The organism is Streptomyces sp. NPDC051320 (genome assembly GCF_040682175.1).
Taxonomy (GTDB): Bacteria; Actinomycetota; Actinomycetes; order Streptomycetales; family Streptomycetaceae; genus Streptomyces.
Window position 1 is genome coordinate 1 of the sequence record NZ_JBFBAL010000011.1, and the last position, 20,706, is coordinate 20,706.

Sequence of the window (20,706 nt, forward strand, 5' to 3'; positions counted from 1 at the left end):
CGGGGGCGGGCGGTCCCCCCCGGGGGTGGCGGCCCGCCCGCGGCCCCGCCCCCCGGCGGGGGGCCGGGGGGGCCGCCCCCCCCCCCCCCCCCGGCGGGGGGCTGCGGCGCGCGCCGCGCTTGCGCGGCGCCTTGAACCCGTAGAGAAGGTTTCTACCAACCCTTGGTCGTGATGACTTTCCGTCCATCGTGGGAGCGCACATGCGGGGCGTCGTCCTGGAGGGCATCCGTCACGCGCACCGCGTAGACCTCGCCCATGCGGCTGGTGATCTCGGCGGGCGTCAACCACTCGACTGCGGTGGACTCGTCCGAGAGCTGTTCCCGTCCGCCTTCGGCGTGGCAGCGGAAGACCAGGGCGACGATGCCCCGGGTTGTGTTCTTGTAGACCCCGGTCAGTCGGTCCACCTGGACTTTGACCCCGGTCTCTTCGTAGACCTCGCGGCGCACACCGTCCTCAGGCGCTTCCGACAGTTCGAGCACACCGCCGGGCGGCTCCCAGGTTCCGTTGTCGGCGCGCTTGATCGTCAGTACGCGCCCGTCTTCGCGGATGACCACCCCGGCTACAGACACGGAGTGGAGCGGCGTTGACGGGGTCTCCTGGCGGCTGTTACTCATGTACATGAGAATAGGAGACTGAGAAGGACTATGGCGAGTAGCGAAGTGGCATCGTCGGCCAAGGCGAAGTATCTCCAGATCGCCGACGACCTTGCCGCACAGATCAGCTCGGGCACGCTGGCAGCTGGAGCCGCCGTGCCGAGTGAAGCGGACCTGATGGAGCGCTACGGCGTGGCCTCGGGGACCGTGCGCAAGGCTGTCGCGGAGCTGCGGACGACTCAGCTCATCGAGACGCATCACGGCCGCGGCTCCTTCGTCCGCTCCCGGCCTCCTGTGCAGAGGAAGTCTTCGGACCGGTTCCGCCGCTCTCACCGGAAGGCAGGTAAGGCGGCCTACCTGGCAGAGGCTGAGCAGTCGGGCGGCAAGCCGTCCGTGAACGTCCTGTTCATCGGTCCCACCGAGGCGCCGCCGGAGATCGCGGAGCGGCTGGGCATCGCGGCCGGCACTCAGGTGCTCGCCCGCAAGCGTCGCTACTTCCGCGACGGGGTGCCCACGGAAGAGGCCACCTCGTATCTGCCCTGGGACGTGGTGAAGGACATCCCCGAGACGTTCGCCGAGAACCCCGGCGGTGGCGGGATCTACGCCCGTCTTGAGGATCACGGGCACGTCCTCGCGGAGTTCACCGAGACGGTACGGGCGAGGCTCGCGACCAAGGCTGAAGCCTCGGCTCTGGCGCTGAGCCCCGGATCTCCTGTGATTCACCTCATTCGCAATGCGACAACGTCGGCTGACCGGGTCGTGGAGGTCTGCGACACGATCATGGCCGCTGATCAGTTCGTTCTCGACTACCGCTTCCCCGCAGGGGACTGACGACCACTCATTTCTGACGGCCCGTCACGAGATTCTTTCCGTGGCGGGTTGACTCATGTACAGGAGTCCTGCACTCTTCTAGTCCTAGCTCCTGTACATGAGTGCAGGAGATGATCTCTTCTAGAGGAGAACCATCGTGTCGTCCTTCAAGATCGATCTCTCGTCCGCCGTCGTGTTCGTCGCTGTTGAGCCGAAGCTCAAGGTGATCAACAAGGAGACCGGCGAGATCGCCATCGACCGCGAGACCAAGGCGAAGATGATGACGGTCGGCCTGACCGTCGCCGACGACGGTGAAGCGAACCTCTACACCGTCTCCATCCCGGAGACCGGCATCCCGGCCGGACTCAAGCTCGGTATGCCGATCAGCGTCGTTGGGCTCAAGGCCCGTGACTGGGAGAACACCTTCAACGGTGAGAAGCGGTTCGGTATCGCCTTCCGCGCGGTGGCTCTGGTCACCCCCTCCGGCGCCAAGGCCTGAGCGCCATGTCGGGGAACGTCTTCCTGATCGGGTTCGTGGTCCTGGTCGCGGCCGTGCTGGTGCTGCGGTCGCTGCGTCCGGCCTGGTACTGGATGGCCTTCGGTATCGCCTTCGCGATGCTTCGGGTGTCCGTCCGGTACGCCTCGGTGATGGACGCCTGTGGGCTGACGGTTCCGCCGTCCCGGCTGAGGCTGACGCTGGCGCGGGTCGCGAGTCGTCCGGCTCCGAACTCCCGGCCTCCGCGCATCGTTCGGATGCGGCCCACCCGGACTGGGCTGGTGCTGCGGCTGAAGATGCGGCCCGGTCAGGACGCCTTCGACTTCACCGCCTCCACGGACCGCCTGCGTCACTCGTTCTCCATGCAGGGCGTCACCTCGCGTGAGATCCGCTCGGGTGTGGTGGAGCTGCGGATGACGGGCTACGACGTACTCAAGCGGGTGAAGATGCCCGCCACCGTGGAGCGCGGAACCGGTCTGCGTATCCCGGTCGCACTGCGGGAGGACGGAGAGGTCCACTACCGCGACTACCGGCAGGTTCCGCACGCCCTGAACCTGGGTGCGACGGAGTCGGGGAAGTCGGTCTACCAGCGGCAGTTGGTCAAGGAACTCGCCGCCCGTGATGTGGCGCTGGTCGGGATCGACTGCAAGCAGGGTGTGGAGCTCTTCCCTCTGGCTCGCCGCTTCTCCGCCCTTGCCGACAACCCCGACACCGCCGCCGAACTCCTGGAAGCCCTCGTAGGGCGGATGGCGGACACCTATCAGGTCATCCGCCGGGAACAGCGGATCAGCTCGGACACACCGGATGCGGAGATCACCGCCGACATCTGGGGCCTGCCCGACCCGCTGCGCCCGGTCCCCGTCGTGCTCCTGGTCGACGAGGTCGCGGAGCTGGCTCTGTTCGCTAACAGTGCGGAGAAGAAGCGCCGGGAGCGGATCATCACCGCCCTCGTCCGCCTGGTCCAGCTCGGCCGTGCGGCAGGCATCTACGTCGAAATCTGCGGGCAGCGCTTCGGCGCCGAACTCGGCGACGGAATCACCATGCTCCGCGCCCAGTTGACCGGCCGTGTCTCGCACCGGGTCAACGATGAAGCCTCCGCCAAGATGGCGTTCGGCGACATCTCCCCGGACGCCGTCACCGCCACCACACAGATCCCCATCGAACGGCCCGGCATGGCAGTCGCCGGAGACTCGGCAGGCGGCTGGGTCCGCATCCGCACCCCCTTCACGTCGCTGCGGCAGGCCGTGACCGCCTGCAACACCCACGCCCACCGCACCCCGGATATTGCCGAGCTTGCCGCGTTCCGGCCGGTGCTGCCGAGCGTGTCCCTGGTCAAGGTCCCCGGCCAGGCCACCGCGCCCGCCACCGCCTGACCCACCCCGCTCGACGGTCGGCGTGACCGCACCCGCGCCATGTCCCTACCCCCGCCATGCCCGAAGGAGGAAGCCGTGACCCGCTCGATTCGCGTGGATGCCGTTCTGGTGCAAGCCGTGATTGCCGGGGCCCTGTCCTTCGCCCACCTGCACGACATCGCCCAGGCCGCCGGACAGGACGGCTGGAAAGCGTGGGCCTACCCCATCAGCGTGGACCTGCTCCTGGTCGCGGCCTGGCGGCGGCTGCGCAACCTGCGCACCGCACACGAGCCCACCCGTGCGGCCTGGACGTGGTTCGCCGTAGCCCTCACCGCGTCGCTGGGCGCGAATATCGCCACCGCCGGGCTCCTCGACCTCGACCACGTGCCCGCCTGGCTGTGCATCCTCGTCGCCGGATGGCCTGCCCTGGCCTTCCTCGGCGGAACGCTCCTCGTCCACACCCGGGCCACCGAGCCGGACACCGCACCCGACCCCGAGCCGCTGCCCTCGGCCGATCGCCCGGTCCCCGTGCCGGCCGAATCAGCACCCGAATCGGAGCCCTCGCCTGAGCAGCTGCCCGCCGCTGAGCCTGTCCCGGCTCTGCCCGCCCCGGCGGCCGTGGACGTTCCGCCCGCTCTGCTCGATCACGCCCGCAAGGTCGCCGACGCACACCGCACCGCTACCGGGGCCCCGATCGACGCCGACACCCTGCGCGCCCGCCTCGGCCTTCCCGGCCCGATGGCTGACCAACTCGCCGCCCAATTCGCCTGAAAGGACCCGCTCACCATGCATGGACGCGAAACGACCCGAGACGAATACCTGACCGCCGCCCGCGAGATGACCGAAGCAGGCCGACCGACCCTGGCCCGCCTCCTCGCCGAAGAGGCCGCCGAACGCACCCCCGACCCCGTGGCAGCGGCCCGCATCCTCGCCGAGTTCCCCGGCCACAGCCTGCGAACGCAGCTCTGAGCCCGATGGCTGCCCGCGACTTCTTCCACTCCGTGATGCGGATCGGACCGGTGCAGATCGGTACCCACCGCGACCGCAACGGCCGCACCAAGCACGCCGCCGTGTGCTCCAACGACAACTGCGGCTGGTCCGCCGACTTCTCCTCCCAGTCCGCCGCACAGCTCGCCGCCCGTACCCACCGCTGCACCGTCCGCTGACAAGGAGAGCACCGCCATGGACGTCCCGCTCTGGCTCGCCCTGATCGTCGTCGGCTACCTCGGCATCAAGCTCTTTCGCCCCCCGGCCTGGCTCGTCGCCGTGATTCTCCTGGGCGGCTACCTCCTCGCCGACAGCCTGCTCGCCCCGGTCATCAACACCGCCATCAAGTAACCCGCCCCCGAAGGGAGTACCGCCGTGTTCAAGCCCAAGTACCCGACCCCCGACGTCTTCGCCCCCGCCGTCATCACCTCGGCCCCGGCCCCGGTCGCCGACCCGGCGCCCGTCGTGATTCACCAGGCCCCGGCGCCCACGCCCACCGCGCTCGGCACTGCCCTGGAGGTCGTGAAGGAGCACCCGCTCGGTGTCGCGGCCGGTCTGGTGATCGTCGGCTTCGTCTTCGTCTCGATGTTCCTCGCCGTCGCCATCACCGCCGCCTCCGTCGCCGTGCTCGCCGTCGTCCTCCGCTCCCTGATGAACACCCCCAAGGGCCGGTGACCGCCGTGGACCTGCAAGCCATCGCCCCCGCCTTACCCGCCCTCGGCTGGGCCCTGCACAGCGGCTTCCTCACCCGCCGTCTGGCCACCGCCCGCCGCGATCCCCTGACCGGCCTCCACACCCGCGCCGGATGGACCACCCGCGCCGAACGCCTCATCACCCGCAACCCCGGCGCCCTGGTCCTGCTCCTCGACCTGGACGACTTCAAGGCCGTCAACGACACCCACGGCCACGCCGCCGGGGACGCGGTCCTCGCCGCCACCGCCGCCCGCCTCGACACCTGGTGCGACCGGCACGGCCTGGCCGCCCGAATCGGCGGAGACGAGTTCACCGCCATCGTCACCGACCCCACCCGCACACCCGGCCTCGACTCCCTGGCCGCGTCCCTGTGCCGGCCGATTTCCTACCGCGGCTTCCCACTCCCGGTCTCCGCCTCGGTCGGCGCCTGCTACGTCGCGGATCTGCCCGTACCCACGCTCACTGACGCGCTCGCCGCCGCTGACGCCGCCATGTACGCGGCCAAGGGCCACGGCCGCCGCACCACCCACCTGTAACCGGCCCTCGGGGCGGCCTCCACGACCAAGTTTCCGCCGCCCCGAGAGCCCAGCCCCTCCATCCCAAACAGAACGAAGGAGAAACCCATCATGACCCACCCCACCACCGCCCCCGTGCGTATCTGCCCGGCCTGCGACGGCTTCGCGTCCGTCGCCATCACCCTCGGCGGCCGCACCCGCACCGGCGCCCGGCGGACCATCACCGCCCACTGCCACACCTGCCACGGAACCGGCACCGTCCCGAACCTGCGGGCCCTGCTCGACACCGCCGCCACCGCCGCCTTCACCCACCGCTGACCCGCCGCCGGGACACCGCACGCCACCGCACCCGGTGTCCCGGCCCGGTCCCTTTGAGAGGAGGACCCACGTTGACCACCACAACCCCGCCCCCGGTAGGCGATCTCGCCTTCCTCGCACGGCAGGGCACCATGCCCGAACTCGTCCGCCAACTGCGCGGCCTCGGCGGCTGCACTACCCCCATCCGCCTCGACGGCCACCGCACCGACATCCACCCCGCCACCGGCGAAATCCTCCGCCACCTGAACGCCACCGACCTCCCGGCCGGGCACCTCCTGGTGCGCTGCAACAACCGCCGCGCCACCCGCTGCCCAACCTGCGCGGAGACCTACCGCCGCGACACCTATCAGCTCATCACCGCCGGACTCAGGGGCGGCAAAGGCACCCCCGAACAAGTCGCCACCCACCCCCGGGTGTTCGCGACGTTCACCGCCCCCAGCTTCGGCCCCGTACACAACCGGCCCACCAACGGCCGCTGCCGCTGCGGCACCCAGCACCCCGACGACACACTCGAGCTGGGCACCCCGCTGGACCCTGACCGGTACGACTACGAAGCGGCCGTGCTCTGGAACGCGCACGCATCCAAGATCTGGGCCCGCTTCTCCATCTACCTGCGCCGCGAAGTCGCCAAGCGCGCCGGACTCACCCGGACCGCCTTCGCCGACTGCGCCCGGATCTCCTTCGCCAAGGTCGCCGAATACCAGAAGCGCGGCGCGATCCACTTCCACGCCGTGATCCGCCTCGACGGCCCCGAAGGAGGCGACACCCCGCCCCCGGCCTGGGCCACGCCCGAACTCCTCGCCGACGCCATCCGCGCCGCCGCCACCGCAACCGAGGTGCCCGGCCCGGTCATCGGCGAGCGCGTCCACTCCTTCGCCTTCGGCCGCCAGCTAGACATCCGCCCCATCCGCTCCGCCGACTTCGACGGCGGCACCGAGCTGACCGAACGGGCGGTGGCCGCGTACATCGCGAAGTACGCCACCAAGGGAGCTGAGATCGCGACGGGCACCCTTGACCGGCCGCTCAAGTTCCTCGCCGAACTCGCCCGGATGACCATCTCCGAGCACGCCCGCCGCATGATCCGCACCGCCTGGACCCTCGGCGCCCGCAAGGACCTGGAAGACCTCCGGCTGCGGGCCTGGGCTCACATGCTCGGCTTCCGGGGCCACTTCTCAACCAAGACGCGCCGCTACTCCACCACCCTCGGCGCCCTGCGGACCGCCCGCGCCGAATGGCGACGCCTCCAAGCCGCCATCGCGCACGGTGACCAAACTCCCGTGCCGGCCGATTCGGAGGGTGACAAAACCACGCTCGTCCTTGCGCACTGGACCTTCGCTGGGACCGGCCTCTCACGCGGCGAGGAATGGCTCGCCGCAGCTTTCACACCCGATATGGAAGGAGCCGCAGCATGACTACCGCCACCGCTGAACTGCTGACCGTGCCCGAGGTCATGATGCGGCTCAAGCTCGGCCGCTCCACGGTCTACGACCTGATCCGTTCACGCCGACTGACCTCGATCACCATCGGCCGCTCGCGTCGCATCCCCGCTGACGCCGTGCGTGACTTCATCGTGCACGAAATCGATGAGGCGGCCTGATGCCTTCACAGCGCAAGCGCAACCCCAACGGCGCGGGCACGATCACCAAGCGCAAGGACGGCCGCTATCAGGCAGCGGTCTACGTGCTGCAGCCGGACGGCACGCGTGCTCGCAAGTTCGCCTACGGCAAGACCTGGGCCGAGTGCGATGCCAAGCGCCGTGATCTGCTCGCGAAGGCAGACAGCGGCATCCCGGTGCCGACTCGTTCCGCCAAGCTCGCCGACTGGCTGCCGTACTGGCTGGACAACGTGATCAAACCGCGCCGCAAGCTCAGCACGTACGACAAGTATGAGGCGCACGTACGCCTCTACCTCGTGCCGATGATCGGAACCAAGCGACTCGAATCGCTGGGCGTCGCTGACGTACGGCGCTTCCTGGTGCAGCTGGAGAAGAAGACCACCGCCGCTACGGCCAAAGAGTCGCATCGGGTGCTCCGCACGTCTCTGACGGCTGCCTGCCGGGAGGAACTGATCAGCCGGAACGTGGCCAGCCTCGTTGAGCCTCCGCGTGCCAAGTCCCGTGAGCTGAGCCCCTGGACGCTGGACGAGACGCTCGATTTCCTCGCCGCCGCCCGGATGGATCCGCTCTATGCGGCCTTCGTCCTCGCCATCACCATGGGCCTGCGCCGGGGTGAGATCGTCGGACTCCGATGGGCTGACCTGGACCTTGAGCACCGCGTTCTCTACGTCCGACAGCAGACCCAACGGCGGCGCGGCGTCCTCTACGACGACGACCCCAAGGGACGCCGCCGCCGGGCGGTCCCCCTGCCCGCCATGTGCATTGCTCCGCTGCGGTGGCACCGGATGCGGCAGTTGGACGCGAAGAAGCGAGCGGGGGAGAGGTGGCAGGAGAGTGGCCACGTCTTCGCCACCCGCACCGGCCACGCCGTCGAGCCGCGCAACGTCTACCGCTCCTTCACCCGCATCGCGGAATCCGCCGGCCTCCGGGTCATCCGGCTGCACGACGCACGGCACGGCTGCGCCACGATCCTCACCGCGGCCGGGGTGGCTCCTCGTATCGTGATGGAGATCCTCGGCCATAGTCAGATCAGCATCACCATGGACGTGTACACACACGTCGTCCAGGACACGCAGCGCGAGGCAATCAGCCACATGGACCGGCTGCTCAAGAGGAGGCCAGGCCGTGAGTGACCGTCGCCGTTGATGTCAGCCGTAGATGTCAAAGGCCACCTACCAAGATCGGTAGGTGGCCTTTTCGCTTGTGCCCCCGGCAGGATTCGAACCTGCGACACCCGCTTTAGGAGAGCGGTGCTCTATCCCCTGAGCTACGAAGGCGGGGCTATAGGAAACCTTGCCGAAAACCATAACAAGCGGGCCATCGGTTCGGCACTGGGAAGTCCCTGGCCAGACGCCCCGCGACCGTTTGCCTGAGCGCGCGGATCGGGGATGCACGGACGAGGGGTGCGACCGTGACCATCTGACCCCCGACAGGGTACCGGATCGGTCGTTCGCCGCTGCGCTGTGCGCTGCCCGTCCGTCGGGACCGGCCAGACTCAAGACGCTCGAGCGACGCAGGCGGCCGTCCGAGCGCGGCGCGGACCTGATCCGGGAGTGACCGGCGACGGGTGAAACATTCTGCCGGGTCCGCCGCATCAGAGAGATGTAAGGCCATGCAGGAGGAGGACGGGAAGCGTATGAGGCGACAGGCCCGCACGGACGACTTTCGCGAGTTCGCGGTCGGCCGGGCCAGTCATCTCTATCGCTCTGCCTGCCTCCTGACCAGCGGCGACACCCACCTCGCCGAGGACCTCGTGCAGGAGACGCTGGGGCGGATGTACGCGCTGTGGGGGCGGATCGCCCGGATCGACAATCCGGCGGGGTACGCGCAGACCGTTCTCGTACGGAACTTCCTCACTCACCAGCGCCGCCGATCGGCCACCGAGCGCCCGGTCGGAGAGGTGCCCGAGGGGGTGGCGGCCGGTGACGACCCGGCGCTGCGGGTGGCACTGCTGGATGCGCTGGCGCGGCTCGCGCCGAAGGACCGGGCGGTGGTGGTGCTGCGGTACTGGGAGGACCGCTCCATCGAGGAAACCGCCGATGTGCTGAACGTCAGCTCGGCCGCGGTGCGGACCAGGGCGGTGCGGGCGCTGGCGAAGCTGCGCGACCACCTGGGCGGCAGTCTGGCGGAGTTCGCCTCCCTCTAAGACGCTTTCACTTCGTATCTAGGTGAATGGGTAGGTTTGCTATGCCATTTGAAGAGCAGTTGAGTGACTCGCTCCGCCGAACCGGCGACAGCTTCCAACTCGAGGACCGCCCCGCGCTGGTCGAGGGCGGCCTGCGCAGGGGCCGCCGGACGATCCTCCGTCGACGCACGGCGGCCGTCACCGGCAGCGTGGTCGCACTGGCCCTGGTGGGGTTCGGCGGGGCGTATGCGGGCGGGATGTTCGACGGGGGCGGGGTGCACCGTGTATCGGTGGCGGCGCCGTCCAAGTCCGGGCCGCTCACGGTCACCGGCGATCAGATGGTCAAGACGCTCAAGTCCCTGCTCCCCGGCGGCAAGCTCACCAAGACGGCCGGCCGCGGATCGGGCGGCACGGTCCCGCCGCTGGCCTATGGGGTGTACGACGACGGCAAGGGCAAGAGTGCGATCTCACTGGTCGTGGACCGGATCGAACCCTCGGCGGTGGCGCAGTTCAAGAAGGAGTCCGGCTGCGGGAGCGCGGTGCTGGTGCGCCACGACTCGTGCACGGCCGAGACGCTCGCCGACGGCTCCTGGCTGAAGATCGACAAGGGGTACGAGTACCCGGACCACCGGACCGAGACCAAGGACTGGACCGCCTCGCTCATCACACCCCAGGGCTACCGGGTCGATGTCAGCGAGTGGAACGCCGCAGCGGAGAAGGGCGCTCCGGTCAGCCGACCTGAACCGCCGCTCTCCTCGGCCCAGTTGAAGTCGCTGGTCACGGCCGGGGAGTGGAAGCCGGTGCTCGCCACGCTCCCGGCGCCCAAGAAGCCGTCCGCCGGAGGTGTGCCCGACAGCGGCACGCCGGACCCGAGCGCCGCGTCCGTGCAGAAGGCGCTGTTGCGGTCGCTGCCCAAGAACCTGAAGGTCTCCGGCCGGGGAAGCCAGGACGGCTATGCGTTCGCGGTGGTCAACGACGGGAAGGGCGAGAGCCTCATTCAGATCAATGTCCAGCGGAAGATGTCGGACGTCACGCCGCAGGGCGACCGCACGACCCTGCCCAACGGCACGGTGCTGGGTCTGAGCAAGCAGTCGGGCGAGAAGGGCGGGGCGGGTGTGGTGAGGTGGACGGCGGACGCGGTGGCGCCCGACGGCTTCCGGGTTGTCATCTCCGCCTTCAACACCGGTGACCAGGCGAGCGCCGCGACCCGCGCCGAGCCGGCTCTCACGCTTGCCGAGCTGAAGAAGATCGCGCTGGACCCGAAGTGGCGCAAGTTGAGGTAGTCGAAGGAGGGGACGCCCGCGCGGCCCGGCGGATGACGTCGGGCGGATGGCAGCGGGCGTTCCCTTGTTTCTACAACGTGTAGTAGATTCGCCGCAGTCCCTGGGACGCGCCTGCCGCAACGGCGGGCCGTTCCGGTCGGCTGCGGCTTTGCGTGCCTGGAACCTGGTTCGGTGGCGGGGTCGGTGCTCGTCCCGTCGTTGCCAGGCCAGGTCCGTGAGGAGCTCGATCGGCTGTGTCCCATCGCGACAGCCCGGCAGATGACCGGACGCTCCCGCAGCCTGTGCCGCAGGAGCCGGCGGCCCGGCGGGTCGTGATCATCTCGGCGGCGGTGGGTGCGGGGCACGACGGTGCGGCCGAGGAGATCGCGTTGCGGCTTCGGAGCGACGGGTTCCTGGTGGATCGGCACGACTTTCTGGAGTTGCTGCCGGCTCGATTGGGGAGGCTGCTGGCAGGCGTCTATCACCGGCTGCTGACCTGGGCGCCCGGCGGCTACCAGCGGATTTACGCCGCGACCGAGCACACCGGGCGGCCCGGGCTCGCGGTGCGGCTGCTGTTCGGGAGCGCGCAGCGTCGCACGCTGCGGGCCATACCGGCGGACGCCTGCGCGGTCGTCTCGACCTATCCGGGGGCCAGCCAGGTGCTGGGAAGGTTGCGGCTGCGGGGGCGGCTGGCGGTGCCGGCGATCACCTATCTCACCGACTTCTCGGTGCACGCCCTGTGGGTGGCGTCCGGGGTGGACGCGCATCTGGCCGCGCACCCGATACCGGCCGGGCAGGCGTATGCCCGGGGCGCTGCCGGGGTCACCGTGAGCGGGCCGCTGGCCGGCGCTCGGTTCGCCCCCAGCACCGTGGAACAGCGACGGGCCGCCCGGGCCCGGTTCGGGCTGCCCGAGCGTTCCGCGCTCGCCCTGCTGGTCGCGGGGTCCTGGGGGGTCGGCCCCGTCGAGCGGGTGGCCGCCGAGATCGAGGCGAGTGGGGTCGCGGTGCCGGTGGTGGTGTGCGGGCGCAACGAGGTGCTGGCCGAGACGCTGCGGCGCAACGGGCTCCGGCATGTGTACGGCTGGGTCGACGACATGCCCGCACTGATGGCCGCCACCGACGTGCTGGTGCAGAACGCGGGCGGCCTCACCTCGCTCGAGGCGTTCGCCAGCGGTCTGCCGGTTGCCAGTTACCGCTGTATACCCGGGCACGGGCAGACCAACGCGGCAGCTCTGCAGGAGGCAGGGCTCGCCGGCTGGATACGTGGTCACGGCGAGCTGGTGCCGGTGCTCACCGAGCTGTTGTACGGGTCGCTGGGGCAGCAACAGCGGGACCGGGGACTGGAGTTGATGGCACACCGACCGGTGGGCGGCCCCGCGCAGGCCATCGCCGAAGCGGTGGGCCGCGGCGCGCCCGCCCCCGTGGCGGTGGGCCGCGGCGCCCCCGGCCCCGAAGCGGTGGCCTGCGGCGCGCCCGGCCCCGTGGTGCCGGCGCGGCGAGCAGTACGTACAACCGGCCGGAGGCGACCGCGGGTCGGCGTCCCGGTGATGGTCGCGACCGTGGCCGCCACCCTGGCGATGGGCATCGGGGCCCCGCTCGCCGAGGCGTATGGAGACGCGCCGGGCCGGTTCGGCGCGGTGGCCCACTTCCTGGACGGAGACAGGCGATGACACCCCAACGGTCAACCGGGGCAGCCCGGTCAGCACGGTCGGCCCGCACTCTGCTGCGCGCGGGATCCGTCGCGCTGCCGGTGCTCGCCCTCGCGCACGGTGCACCCACCGTCGCCACCTTCGGGCCGCTGCGCAACAGATTCATGCCCCGGCTGTCCGGGCAGGGGCGGCCGGGTCATGTCGCGCTCACCTTCGACGACGGCCCCGATGATCTGTCCACCCCGCACTTCCTGCGGCTGCTGGACACACGGGGACTGCGGGCCACGTTCTTTCTGCTCGGCTCCATGGCGGTGCGATCGCCGTGGCTCGTACGGGAGATGACGGCAGCCGGACACGAGGTCGCGCTGCACGGCTGGGCGCACCGTCCGCTGTTGTTGCGCGGGCCCCGCTCCACGTACGAGGACCTGGCGCGTGCCCGCGATACGGTCGGCGGCCTGACCGGCACGCAGCCGCTCCTCTTCCGCCCCCCGTACGGCGTGCTCACCACCGGCGCTCAGCTGGCCTGTCACCGACTCGGTCTCACCCCCGTGCTGTGGACGGCCTGGGGCGAGGACTGGCGCAGGCGGGCGACGCCGGAGAGCGTCCACGACACGGTGGTGGCCGACCTGCGCGGGGGCGGGACCATCCTGCTGCACGATTCCGACTGCACCTCGGCCGTCGGCTCCTGGCGCAACACCCTCATCGCACTGCCCCGGATCCTGGACACCTGCCAGGAACGTGGCTGGCAGGTCGGTCCGCTGCGCGAGCACGGCACCCGTGGCGCGGCCGGTCGGAAACGGTGACTGCGGCGGGTCCGGCCGGCCGGCCGCGGAGTACTTTGGGCACCCGACGGTGACGAAGGGACGGGGCGCGTGAGCGAGCAGGACCGCAGGACACCCGGGCGCCGGGCGCCCGGCGAGCTGGAGAGCGAAGTGCTGGCGGCTCTCTGGTCGGCCGGGGAACCGGTGGGTGCGGGCACCGTGCGCGAGCAGGTGGCCGGGAGGCCCGCTTACACCACGGTCCTGACGATCCTGTCCCGGCTGTACGACAAGGGGCTGGTCACCCGGGAACGCGCGGGGCGCGGGTACTTCTACTCCCCGGTGCGCGACGAGGCCGGTCACGCGGCGGCGGGCATGCGCGATCTGCTGGAGCACGGCGGGGACCGGGCCGCGGTCCTGGCCCGCTTCGTCTCCGAGCTGCCGGCCGAGGACGAGAAACTCCTCGAACAGCTGCTGCGCGGCCACCCGGAGGACTAGCCGTGGGGATCACTGGCTTCGCTCTCTGGCTGCCCCTGCTGGTCAGTGCGGCCGTCGCGCTGACCGCACCGGCGGCGGGCCGCAGGCTGCCGCCCCGCACGGCTGCCTGGCTGCTGACCACCGCTGCGGTGATCGCGGCCGGCGCCTGGGTGACGGTGCCGGCGATGATCGGGTTCACCCTGGTCGGCCAGATCCCCGAGGTGGCGGAGGAGGGGCGCTGGTCGCCACACCTGCTGGCCGCGGACACCCCGGTCGACCGGCCGGTGGCCGCGATGTGCGCGCTGGCCGTGCTGGTCTGCACGGTGACGCTGACGGTGGTGTCCTGGCGGCAGGCGCGGCTGCTGGTCGGCACCTGGCGGGAGTGCCGGGACCTGCCGGTCGCCGGTGACCTCGTGGTGGTCGACGATCCGGTGCCGACCGCCTTCGCGCTGCCCGGCCTGCCGGGCCGGGTGGTGGTGTCGTCGGGGATGCTGCGCGCACTGTCCGCCGACGAGCGCCGCGCCCTGCTGGCCCACGAGCGCGCCCATCTGCGCCACCGTCACCACGTCTTCCTGCTGGTGCTGCAGCTCACCGCGGCCGTCAACCCGCTGCTGCGGCGGGTGGTCGGGGTGGGCGGGTTCGCCCTCGAACGCTGGGCGGACGAGGAGGCCGGAGCCGTCGTCGCCGACCGTGGTCTGGTGGCCCGTGCGGTGGCCCGCGCGGCCCTCGCCACCCGCGGTGCGCCCGCCGCGGCACTTGCCGCCACCGGTGGCCCGGTTCCGCAGCGGGTCAGAGCCCTGCTCGCGCCGCCCCCGCCGGTGCGCCGCCGGCCCGCTCTGGCGTTCGCCGCCCTGCTGGTGGCCTGCTGCGCCAGCCTGGCGGTGGCGGGCCAGGACATCGACGGGCTGTTCGACGCCGCCACGACGGCCAACACCGCCGGAGCCGCGCACTGCACCGTGCATCCGCGCTGACGTTCACCCGTCCGTACGCACCCGAGCCCGGATCCGCGTACCCCCGGGCCCGCGCCCGTGGTACCGGGGTACCACGGGCGCCGTGCAGATGGGGCCTGGGTACCACGGTTCGCGCGGATCCGGTTCCTAGCCTGAGGCTGAGGTGGTCGGGGAGGCCCACCACCCGAAGGCGAGGACGATTCCATGATCGTTGCACAACAGCTGACGAAGCGGTACGGAGAGAAGACGGCGGTGGACCGGCTCGACTTCACCGTCAAGCCGGGAACCGTCACCGGGTTCCTCGGGCCCAACGGCGCCGGCAAGTCCACCACGATGCGCATGATCGTGGGCCTGGACGCCCCCTCCGGGGGCACGGTCACCGTGAACGGCCGCCGGTATGCGGAGCACACCGCGCCGCTCCAGGAGGTCGGTGCACTGCTGGAGGCGAAGTCGATCCACCCCGGGCGGTCCGCGTACGACCACCTGATGGCACAGGCGTACACCCACGGCATCGAGCGCCGCCGGGTGGAGGAGGTCATCGAGATGACCGGCCTGCAGACCGTCGCCAAGAAGCGCGCCGGTGCGTTCTCCCTGGGCATGGGCCAGCGGCTCGGCATCGCCGCAGCGCTGCTCGGCGACCCGGCGACCGTCATGCTCGACGAGCCGGTCAACGGGCTCGACCCGGAAGGCGTGCTGTGGATCCGCAACCTGCTCACCGGACTGGCCGCCGAAGGCCGTACGGTGTTCGTCTCCTCGCACTTGATGAGTGAGATCGCGCTGGTGGCGGACCATCTGATCGTGGTCGGCCGGGGCAGGCTGCTCGCCGACACCACCGTCCAGGAACTGGTCGGCCAGGCCGGCGGGGACACCGTGAAGGTCGCCACCGAGGACCCGGCCCGGCTGCGTGAGGTACTGGCGGGTCCCGGGGTCGAGATCACCGGCCGGGCCGGTTCCGAGGAGCTGGACGTCACCGGGATGTCGCCCAGGGAGATCGGTACCAGGGCCGCGAAGGCCGGCATCGCGCTGTTCGAACTCACCGCGAGGGCGGTCTCCCTCGAAGAGGCGTTCATGGAGCTGACCAGGGACGCGGTCGAATACCACGGCACCACCGAGACAACCGGGAGTGCGGCATGAGCACCATCACCTCCACGCCCGAACCCACCGTCACCCCCACCTCCCGGGGCACCCGACCGCAGTACCGGGTGACCGGGCGGCGCGTGCTGCGCTCGGAGTGGGCCAAGCTGTGGTCGCTCCGCTCCACCTGGATCACCCTCGCCCTGGGACTGGTGTTCCTGGTGGCGTTCGGCCTCATCGCCGCGGCGCAGTACAAGTCCCGGCTCACCTCCGGGCACCACATGGACCCCGACTTCGCCAGCTCCACGGCGGTCAGCCTGTCGCTGTTCGGTACGAACTTCGCCCAGCTGGCGCTGGGCGTGCTGGGGGTACTGGTCACGGCGGGCGAGTACTCCACCGGCATGATCCGCTCCACCCTGGCGGCGGTCCCGCGCCGGCTGCCGGTGCTCTGGTCCAAGTCGACGGTGTTCGGCCTGATCGCCCTGGTCCTCGGGCTGGTCGGTGCCTTCCTCACGTTCCAGATCGCCAGCGGTATCGTCTCCGGCACCCCGGCCGCCCTGACCATGTCCGACAGCGGCGTGGTCCGCAGTCTGCTGGGGGCCGGGCTCTACCTGGGGCTGGTCGGCGTGATCGGCACCGCACTGGGCGCCCTGCTGCGCTCGGTGGCGGGCGGTATCTCGGTGCTGGTCGGCGCGCTGATGCTGGTACCCGGGCTGATCTCGCTGCTGCCCAGTTCCTGGCAGAACACGGTGGAGCCCTACCTGCCCAGCAACGCGGGCGAGTCGATGTTCGCCCTGCACCACCAGGCGCACACCCTGACGCCGACGGCCGGGCTGCTGGTGTTCCTGGCCTGGACCGTGCTGGCCCTGGCGGGTGCCGCCTGGCGCCTGGTGCGTACCGACGCCTGAGTGGCGTGGTGGCGCGGGGGCGGGTGGTGGCACATGTGGCGCGGTGACCGCGGTCCTCGGGGGCCGTGCCGGTTCCGGTGCCGCACGATGGACAGGTGATTTCCTTGACTTCCGTGACTCCTGAGGGCGCCCCGGCTGCAGGTGCGGCGGCGGTCCCCGGCGGGGAACTCGATCCGTTGTGGGGACATCCGCTGGTCGTGCGGATGTCCCGGGTCGCCAGGCGGATGCGACAGACCGACCGGAACCACCCGTGGCTGCTGGACTCCGCGGTGGCCCTCGGTGTCGTCCTGTTGTTCTGCGTACCGGACCTGGTGCACGGCGGACGCCCGCCTGACGCGGCCGCCGGCGTCCCGCGGCCACCCGTTGCCGAGGTGCTTGCCCTGCAGGCCGCCCTGGTGCTCCCGCTGCTGTGGCGGCGCCGGGCCCCGTCGGCGACGTTCACGGTGGTCACCGCGGTGTTCCTGTTCCAGTGGTCGCTCGGCGTGTGGCTGCGGGCGGACGTGGCACTGATGGTGGCCCTGTACAGCCTGGCTCTGCACGGGCGGCTACGGCATCTGCCGTGGGCCTGCGCGGTGATGGCCGGTGCGATGGCACTGGTCGCGGTACGGCTGGCGGCCGCGGTGTCGGTGGGGGACGCGATGTTCGTCCTGTTCAGTGCCGCGACAGCGGCGCTCGCCCTGGGGCTGGTAGTGCGCATCAGGCGGGCTCAGCTCGCCGGTCTGCGCGACCACGCGGCCCGGCTGGAAATCGAACGCGACCAGCGCAGCAAGCTGGCCGCGGCGGCCGAACGCACCAGGGTGGCCCGTGAGATGCACGACATCGTGGGCCACAATCTGTCCGTCATCATCACGCTGGCCGACGGCGGCGCCTACGCGGCGAAGGTCACTCCGCATCGCGGTGCCCAGGCCCTCGAACTCATCGGCGACACCGGTCGGCAGGCCCTGGGAGAACTCCGGCGGATGCTCGGCGTGCTGCGCGAGCAAGCGGACGCCCCGCAGCTCAGCCCGCAGCCGGGAGTCGCCGACATCGACGCGCTGTGCCGGCGTATCCGCGCCGCCGGTCCGGACGTCGTCTACCGCACGACCGGTGAGGTGGACGCGCTGGACGCCGGCGTGCAGCTGACCGTCTACCGCATCGCGCAGGAGGCGCTCACCAACGCCCTGAAGCACGCCGGTGCCGGCACCCGGATCCAGCTGGCCGTGGCCCTGCGCGGCAGGCAGTTGTGTATCCAGGTGGTGGACACCGGACCGCCCCCCGGGACCCTGCCGCCGGTACCGGGCGACGGGGAGGGGCATGGTCTGGCGGGGATGCGCGAGCGCGCCGCGCTGTACAGCGGCAGCGTCACCGCAGGGCCCCGGCCGGGTGGCGGATGGACCGCGCGGGCGGTTCTCGACCTCACGCCGCTGCCCGAAACGCCGGCGGACGCCCGCTTGCTTCCCGACGCCCGCTTGCTTCCCGACACCGCCTCGCTCGCCGACACCGCCTCGCTCCCCGACACCCCGGAAGGCGTCTCATGACCACCGTGCTCATCGTGGACGACCAGCCTCTGCAGCGCTTCGGCTTCCGCATCCTGCTGGAGTCCGTCCCGGAAACCGATGTGGTCGGTGAGGCGGCACACGGCGCCGAGGCCGTACGGCAGGCCGCCGAACTCCGTCCCGACGTGGTCCTCATGGATGTACGGATGCCGGGAATGGACGGCATCGAGGCGACCCGCAGGATCACCGCTGCCGGTGGGCGTTCACGCGTTCTGGTGCTGACCACTTTCGACCTGGACGAATACGCGCATGCCGCGCTGCGTGCCGGAGCCAGCGGCTTTCTGCTCAAGGACGCGCGCCCCGAGGAACTGCTGTCCGGTATCCGCGCCGTGGCCACCGGTGACGCCGTCATCGCCCCGGCCCTCACCAGGCGCCTCCTGGACACCTACGCCCATCACCTGCCCGGCCGCCCGCAGGACGGTGCAGCCGACCCGCGACTGAGCGCTCTGACCGAGCGGGAGCACGAGATCCTCGTCGCGATCGGCCGGGGCTGGACCAACACGGAGATCGCCGAGCGCCTGTTCCTGTCGGAGTCCACCGTCAAGACCCACGTCGGCCGGGTGCTGGCGAAGATCGGTGCCCGCGACCGGATCCAGGCGGTGATCTGCGCCTACGACCTCGGGCTCACCCACCCCAATGCAGCGGCCACCGATTGACCGGGAGGGGCGGGTGGCGCGGGGCACCGGGAAACGTACGTCAGTCCTCGACGAGCATTCCGGTGCGCAGGCGCTTCAGAATGCGGGCCAGCAGGCGGGACACATGCATCTGGGAGATGCCGAGTTGCTCACCGATCTGGGACTGGGTCAGCTCCTCGCCGAAGCGCATCTCCACGATGCGGCGTTCGCGCCCGTCCAGCTGCTGGATCAGCGGAGCCAGCGCGTGCAGGTCTTCCACCGTCTGCATCGCCGGGTCCGGCTCGCCCAGGACGTCGGCGAAGGTGCGTCCGTTCTTCGGTGTCTGGCCGTCGGCCGCGTCACTGGGCATGTCCAGCGAGCCGGCCGTGTAGCCGTTGCTGGCGACGATGCCCTCGATGACCTCTTCCTCGGTCAGATTCAGGTGCCCGGCGAGCTCGGCGACCGTCGGATCCCGGTCCAGGGTGACCGCGAGGCGCTCCTTGCCCTTCGCGATCTCCACCCGGAGCTCCTGGAGCCTGCGCGGTACGTGGACGGCCCAGCTGGTGTCACGGAAGAAGCGCTTGATCTCGCCGACGATGTAGGGAACCGCAAAGGTGGTGAATTCGACTTCCCGGCTCAGATCGAAGCGGTCGATCGCCTTGATGAGGCCGATGGTGCCGACCTGAATGATGTCTTCCATCTCGCCGCTGCCGCGGTGCCGGAATCGGTTCGCGGCGAACCGGACGAGCGAAAGATTCATTTCGATCAGGGTATTGCGGGCGTACTGGTATTCGTGGGTGCCCTCTTCGAGCACCTGGAGCTGATCGAAGAAGACCTTGGAAAGCTGTCGGGCGTCGCGCGGGGCGATCTTGCCCGCGTCCTCGATCCACGGGAGTCCGTCGGCTTCCGTCGCCGATGGAGCAAGTGCGGATGACACAGGTGCTGACTTGGTCATGGCATCTGCTGCAGACATCGGCATCATGATGTTTCGGCCTCCGAAGTAGCGGACTCGGTGATGTAACCGCTCCTGCCCCCGGTCTGCGGCTTCAATCGCCCCGAGCCGAAAGGCGGCCAGTATGGGGGTATTTGCACCGGTTTGCACCCCCACACCGACCGCCTGGCTCCCATGGTGTGGCAACTACCAGCGGTACCACCGGCCCCTACGGCCGCCACTCCCTGCCGGGCGGACCACAAACCCGAGCAGCCACACGACGAGCACGGCGATGGCTATCCACCACAGCGCCTTCAGAGCAAACCCGGCGCCGAAAAGAATCAGGGCGAGAAGGAGAACAAGAAGAACGGGAACCATGGAAATTCGCCTCCACTTCATCGATGCTTCGGCCATCCTTGTGCCCCTGATTTCGTCGTTCACGCACGCGGGTGAATCGGGATGTGCAAACGCTGGATCGGAAGGGCCGGGGTAGGCGTGTGGCAGAAAGGAACCGCGTGGCATTCGGATTGGCGAGGTGAGTGGGATGAGTGCCCATTTCGACGGCGAGCGTGACGACAAAGGCGATGGCGACACCATCTGCCACCCGGAGATGGCGGCCGATGCCCGGGAGGCCGTATCCGGTTTTCTCGCAGGTCTGCACCCCGCGCCACCACCGCAGACCACGCAGAACCTGGTGCTGCTGGCCTCCGAACTGGTCACCAACGCCCTGCGTCATGCCGGCGGCGTGACCGCGTTGCGGCTCCATGCCGACCGGCGGTCCCTGGAGGTCGCGGTCGCCGATCCCAGCCCCGCGTACCCCCAGGACCGCACCCCCGATCTGACCGGCCGCAAGGGGGGCTTCGGCTGGCCCATGGTGCAGCGGCTCGCCCGTACGGTCGCCGTGTGGTCCGTGCCGGACGGCGGCAAGGTCGTGTCGGCGACGCTGAGCCGATGAACGGCTCGGGACGGCCGGGGTGGATTGACCGGAGCGGAGCGGGAGGCATAGCGTCCGAACGTACTGAGCAAGCGCTTGGAAAGGGACTT

At 70.4% G+C, this 20,706-nt stretch carries 27 protein-coding genes and 1 tRNA gene; 24 read left to right on the top strand and 4 right to left on the bottom strand.

The window, feature by feature from the left end; genetic code table 11:
- Positions 1 to 152: 152 nt before the first annotated feature.
- Positions 153 to 626, bottom strand: a complete 474-nt coding sequence (locus AB0M87_RS23390) for an NUDIX domain-containing protein (RefSeq protein WP_365856429.1) — start codon at positions 624 to 626, stop codon at positions 153 to 155.
- A gap of 18 nt (positions 627 to 644) precedes the next feature.
- On the opposite strand from AB0M87_RS23390, the gene AB0M87_RS23395 reads away from it, so the two are divergent.
- The 13 genes from AB0M87_RS23395 (at position 645) to AB0M87_RS23455 (ending at position 8,512) form a co-directional block, all read left to right on the top strand.
- On the top strand, positions 645 to 1,424 hold the full coding sequence (locus AB0M87_RS23395) for a GntR family transcriptional regulator (protein WP_365855960.1): 780 nt from the start codon (positions 645 to 647) through the stop codon (positions 1,422 to 1,424).
- A gap of 136 nt (positions 1,425 to 1,560) precedes the next feature.
- Positions 1,561 to 1,902, top strand: a complete 342-nt coding sequence (locus AB0M87_RS23400) for a hypothetical protein (RefSeq protein ID WP_365855963.1) — start codon at positions 1,561 to 1,563, stop codon at positions 1,900 to 1,902.
- Between the two features lie 5 nt (positions 1,903 to 1,907).
- Positions 1,908 to 3,272 carry an FtsK/SpoIIIE domain-containing protein gene (locus tag AB0M87_RS23405; protein ID WP_365855965.1) on the top strand — a complete coding sequence of 455 codons (1,365 nt, stop codon included), beginning with the start codon at positions 1,908 to 1,910 and terminating at the stop codon, positions 3,270 to 3,272.
- A gap of 75 nt (positions 3,273 to 3,347) precedes the next feature.
- Positions 3,348 to 4,022, top strand: coding sequence for a DUF2637 domain-containing protein (locus AB0M87_RS23410; protein ID WP_365855967.1), 675 nt, complete (start codon positions 3,348 to 3,350; stop codon positions 4,020 to 4,022).
- 15 nt (positions 4,023 to 4,037) lie between these two features.
- Complete coding sequence (locus AB0M87_RS23415; protein WP_365855969.1) at positions 4,038 to 4,220, top strand: hypothetical protein; 183 nt, start codon at positions 4,038 to 4,040, stop codon at positions 4,218 to 4,220.
- Positions 4,221 to 4,225: 5 nt separating this feature from the next.
- Positions 4,226 to 4,417, top strand: coding sequence for a mobile element transfer protein (locus AB0M87_RS23420; protein ID WP_365855971.1), 192 nt, complete (start codon positions 4,226 to 4,228; stop codon positions 4,415 to 4,417).
- A gap of 16 nt (positions 4,418 to 4,433) precedes the next feature.
- Entirely contained in the window at positions 4,434 to 4,589 is a 156-nt protein-coding gene (locus AB0M87_RS23425; protein WP_365855973.1) for a hypothetical protein, read from the top strand.
- A gap of 24 nt (positions 4,590 to 4,613) precedes the next feature.
- Entirely contained in the window at positions 4,614 to 4,913 is a 300-nt protein-coding gene (locus AB0M87_RS23430) for a SpdD protein (protein WP_365855975.1), read from the top strand.
- A gap of 5 nt (positions 4,914 to 4,918) precedes the next feature.
- The gene (locus AB0M87_RS23435) at positions 4,919 to 5,467 is read left to right on the top strand and encodes a GGDEF domain-containing protein (protein WP_365855977.1); all 549 of its coding nucleotides are present in this window, start codon (positions 4,919 to 4,921) and stop codon (positions 5,465 to 5,467) included.
- A 90-nt stretch (positions 5,468 to 5,557) separates the two neighbouring features.
- Entirely contained in the window at positions 5,558 to 5,764 is a 207-nt protein-coding gene (locus AB0M87_RS23440) for a hypothetical protein (protein ID WP_365855979.1), read from the top strand.
- A gap of 131 nt (positions 5,765 to 5,895) precedes the next feature.
- Complete coding sequence (locus tag AB0M87_RS23445; protein ID WP_365856431.1) at positions 5,896 to 7,176, top strand: replication initiator; 1,281 nt, start codon at positions 5,896 to 5,898, stop codon at positions 7,174 to 7,176.
- The gene (locus AB0M87_RS23450) at positions 7,173 to 7,361 is read left to right on the top strand and encodes a helix-turn-helix domain-containing protein (protein WP_365855981.1); all 189 of its coding nucleotides are present in this window, start codon (positions 7,173 to 7,175) and stop codon (positions 7,359 to 7,361) included. The genes AB0M87_RS23445 and AB0M87_RS23450 overlap by 4 nt, the downstream gene beginning before the upstream one ends.
- Positions 7,361 to 8,512: a site-specific integrase gene (locus AB0M87_RS23455; RefSeq protein ID WP_365855983.1), complete on the top strand. Its 1,152-nt coding sequence runs from the start codon at positions 7,361 to 7,363 to the stop codon at positions 8,510 to 8,512. The genes AB0M87_RS23450 and AB0M87_RS23455 overlap by 1 nt, the downstream gene beginning before the upstream one ends.
- 71 nt (positions 8,513 to 8,583) lie before the next feature.
- Here the strand turns inward: AB0M87_RS23455 and AB0M87_RS23460 are convergent.
- Positions 8,584 to 8,656: transfer RNA gene (locus AB0M87_RS23460), tRNA-Arg, on the bottom strand.
- Between the two features lie 359 nt (positions 8,657 to 9,015).
- Here AB0M87_RS23460 and AB0M87_RS23465 point away from each other — a divergent pair.
- The 10 genes from AB0M87_RS23465 (at position 9,016) to AB0M87_RS23510 (ending at position 18,773) form a co-directional block, all read left to right on the top strand.
- Entirely contained in the window at positions 9,016 to 9,525 is a 510-nt protein-coding gene (locus AB0M87_RS23465) for a SigE family RNA polymerase sigma factor (RefSeq protein ID WP_365855985.1), read from the top strand.
- 59 nt (positions 9,526 to 9,584) lie between these two features.
- On the top strand, positions 9,585 to 10,787 hold the full coding sequence (locus AB0M87_RS23470; protein ID WP_365855987.1) for a hypothetical protein: 1,203 nt from the start codon (positions 9,585 to 9,587) through the stop codon (positions 10,785 to 10,787).
- A 233-nt stretch (positions 10,788 to 11,020) separates the two neighbouring features.
- Positions 11,021 to 12,436, top strand: coding sequence for a UDP-N-acetylglucosamine--N-acetylglucosamine transferase (locus tag AB0M87_RS23475; RefSeq protein ID WP_365855989.1), 1,416 nt, complete (start codon positions 11,021 to 11,023; stop codon positions 12,434 to 12,436).
- Complete coding sequence (locus AB0M87_RS23480; protein ID WP_365855991.1) at positions 12,433 to 13,218, top strand: polysaccharide deacetylase family protein; 786 nt, start codon at positions 12,433 to 12,435, stop codon at positions 13,216 to 13,218. Before AB0M87_RS23475 ends, AB0M87_RS23480 begins: the two co-directional genes overlap by 4 nt.
- 69 nt (positions 13,219 to 13,287) lie before the next feature.
- Positions 13,288 to 13,671, top strand: a complete 384-nt coding sequence (locus tag AB0M87_RS23485; protein ID WP_365855993.1) for a BlaI/MecI/CopY family transcriptional regulator — start codon at positions 13,288 to 13,290, stop codon at positions 13,669 to 13,671.
- A 2-nt stretch (positions 13,672 to 13,673) separates the two neighbouring features.
- Positions 13,674 to 14,621, top strand: a complete 948-nt coding sequence (locus tag AB0M87_RS23490; RefSeq protein WP_365855995.1) for a M56 family metallopeptidase — start codon at positions 13,674 to 13,676, stop codon at positions 14,619 to 14,621.
- Positions 14,622 to 14,804: 183 nt separating this feature from the next.
- Positions 14,805 to 15,734, top strand: coding sequence for an ATP-binding cassette domain-containing protein (locus AB0M87_RS23495; protein WP_365855997.1), 930 nt, complete (start codon positions 14,805 to 14,807; stop codon positions 15,732 to 15,734).
- Complete coding sequence (locus tag AB0M87_RS23500; RefSeq protein WP_365855999.1) at positions 15,731 to 16,582, top strand: ABC transporter permease; 852 nt, start codon at positions 15,731 to 15,733, stop codon at positions 16,580 to 16,582. Before AB0M87_RS23495 ends, AB0M87_RS23500 begins: the two co-directional genes overlap by 4 nt.
- A gap of 203 nt (positions 16,583 to 16,785) precedes the next feature.
- Positions 16,786 to 18,099 (top strand): histidine kinase, encoded by a 1,314-nt coding sequence (locus AB0M87_RS23505; protein WP_365856433.1) that lies wholly within the window; start codon positions 16,786 to 16,788, stop codon positions 18,097 to 18,099.
- Complete coding sequence (locus tag AB0M87_RS23510) at positions 18,096 to 18,773, top strand: response regulator transcription factor (protein WP_365856001.1); 678 nt, start codon at positions 18,096 to 18,098, stop codon at positions 18,771 to 18,773. The genes AB0M87_RS23505 and AB0M87_RS23510 overlap by 4 nt, the downstream gene beginning before the upstream one ends.
- A gap of 40 nt (positions 18,774 to 18,813) precedes the next feature.
- Here AB0M87_RS23510 and AB0M87_RS23515 read toward each other — a convergent pair whose 3' ends face one another.
- Both AB0M87_RS23515 and AB0M87_RS23520 read right to left on the bottom strand, forming a co-directional pair.
- Complete coding sequence (locus AB0M87_RS23515; RefSeq protein ID WP_365856436.1) at positions 18,814 to 19,686, bottom strand: RNA polymerase sigma factor SigF; 873 nt, start codon at positions 19,684 to 19,686, stop codon at positions 18,814 to 18,816.
- Positions 19,687 to 19,869: 183 nt separating this feature from the next.
- Positions 19,870 to 20,040: a hydrophobic protein gene (locus AB0M87_RS23520; protein WP_365856438.1), complete on the bottom strand. Its 171-nt coding sequence runs from the start codon at positions 20,038 to 20,040 to the stop codon at positions 19,870 to 19,872.
- A 166-nt stretch (positions 20,041 to 20,206) separates the two neighbouring features.
- On the opposite strand from AB0M87_RS23520, the gene AB0M87_RS23525 reads away from it, so the two are divergent.
- Positions 20,207 to 20,617 carry an ATP-binding protein gene (locus tag AB0M87_RS23525; RefSeq protein WP_365856003.1) on the top strand — a complete coding sequence of 137 codons (411 nt, stop codon included), beginning with the start codon at positions 20,207 to 20,209 and terminating at the stop codon, positions 20,615 to 20,617.
- Positions 20,618 to 20,706: the final 89 nt, after the last annotated feature.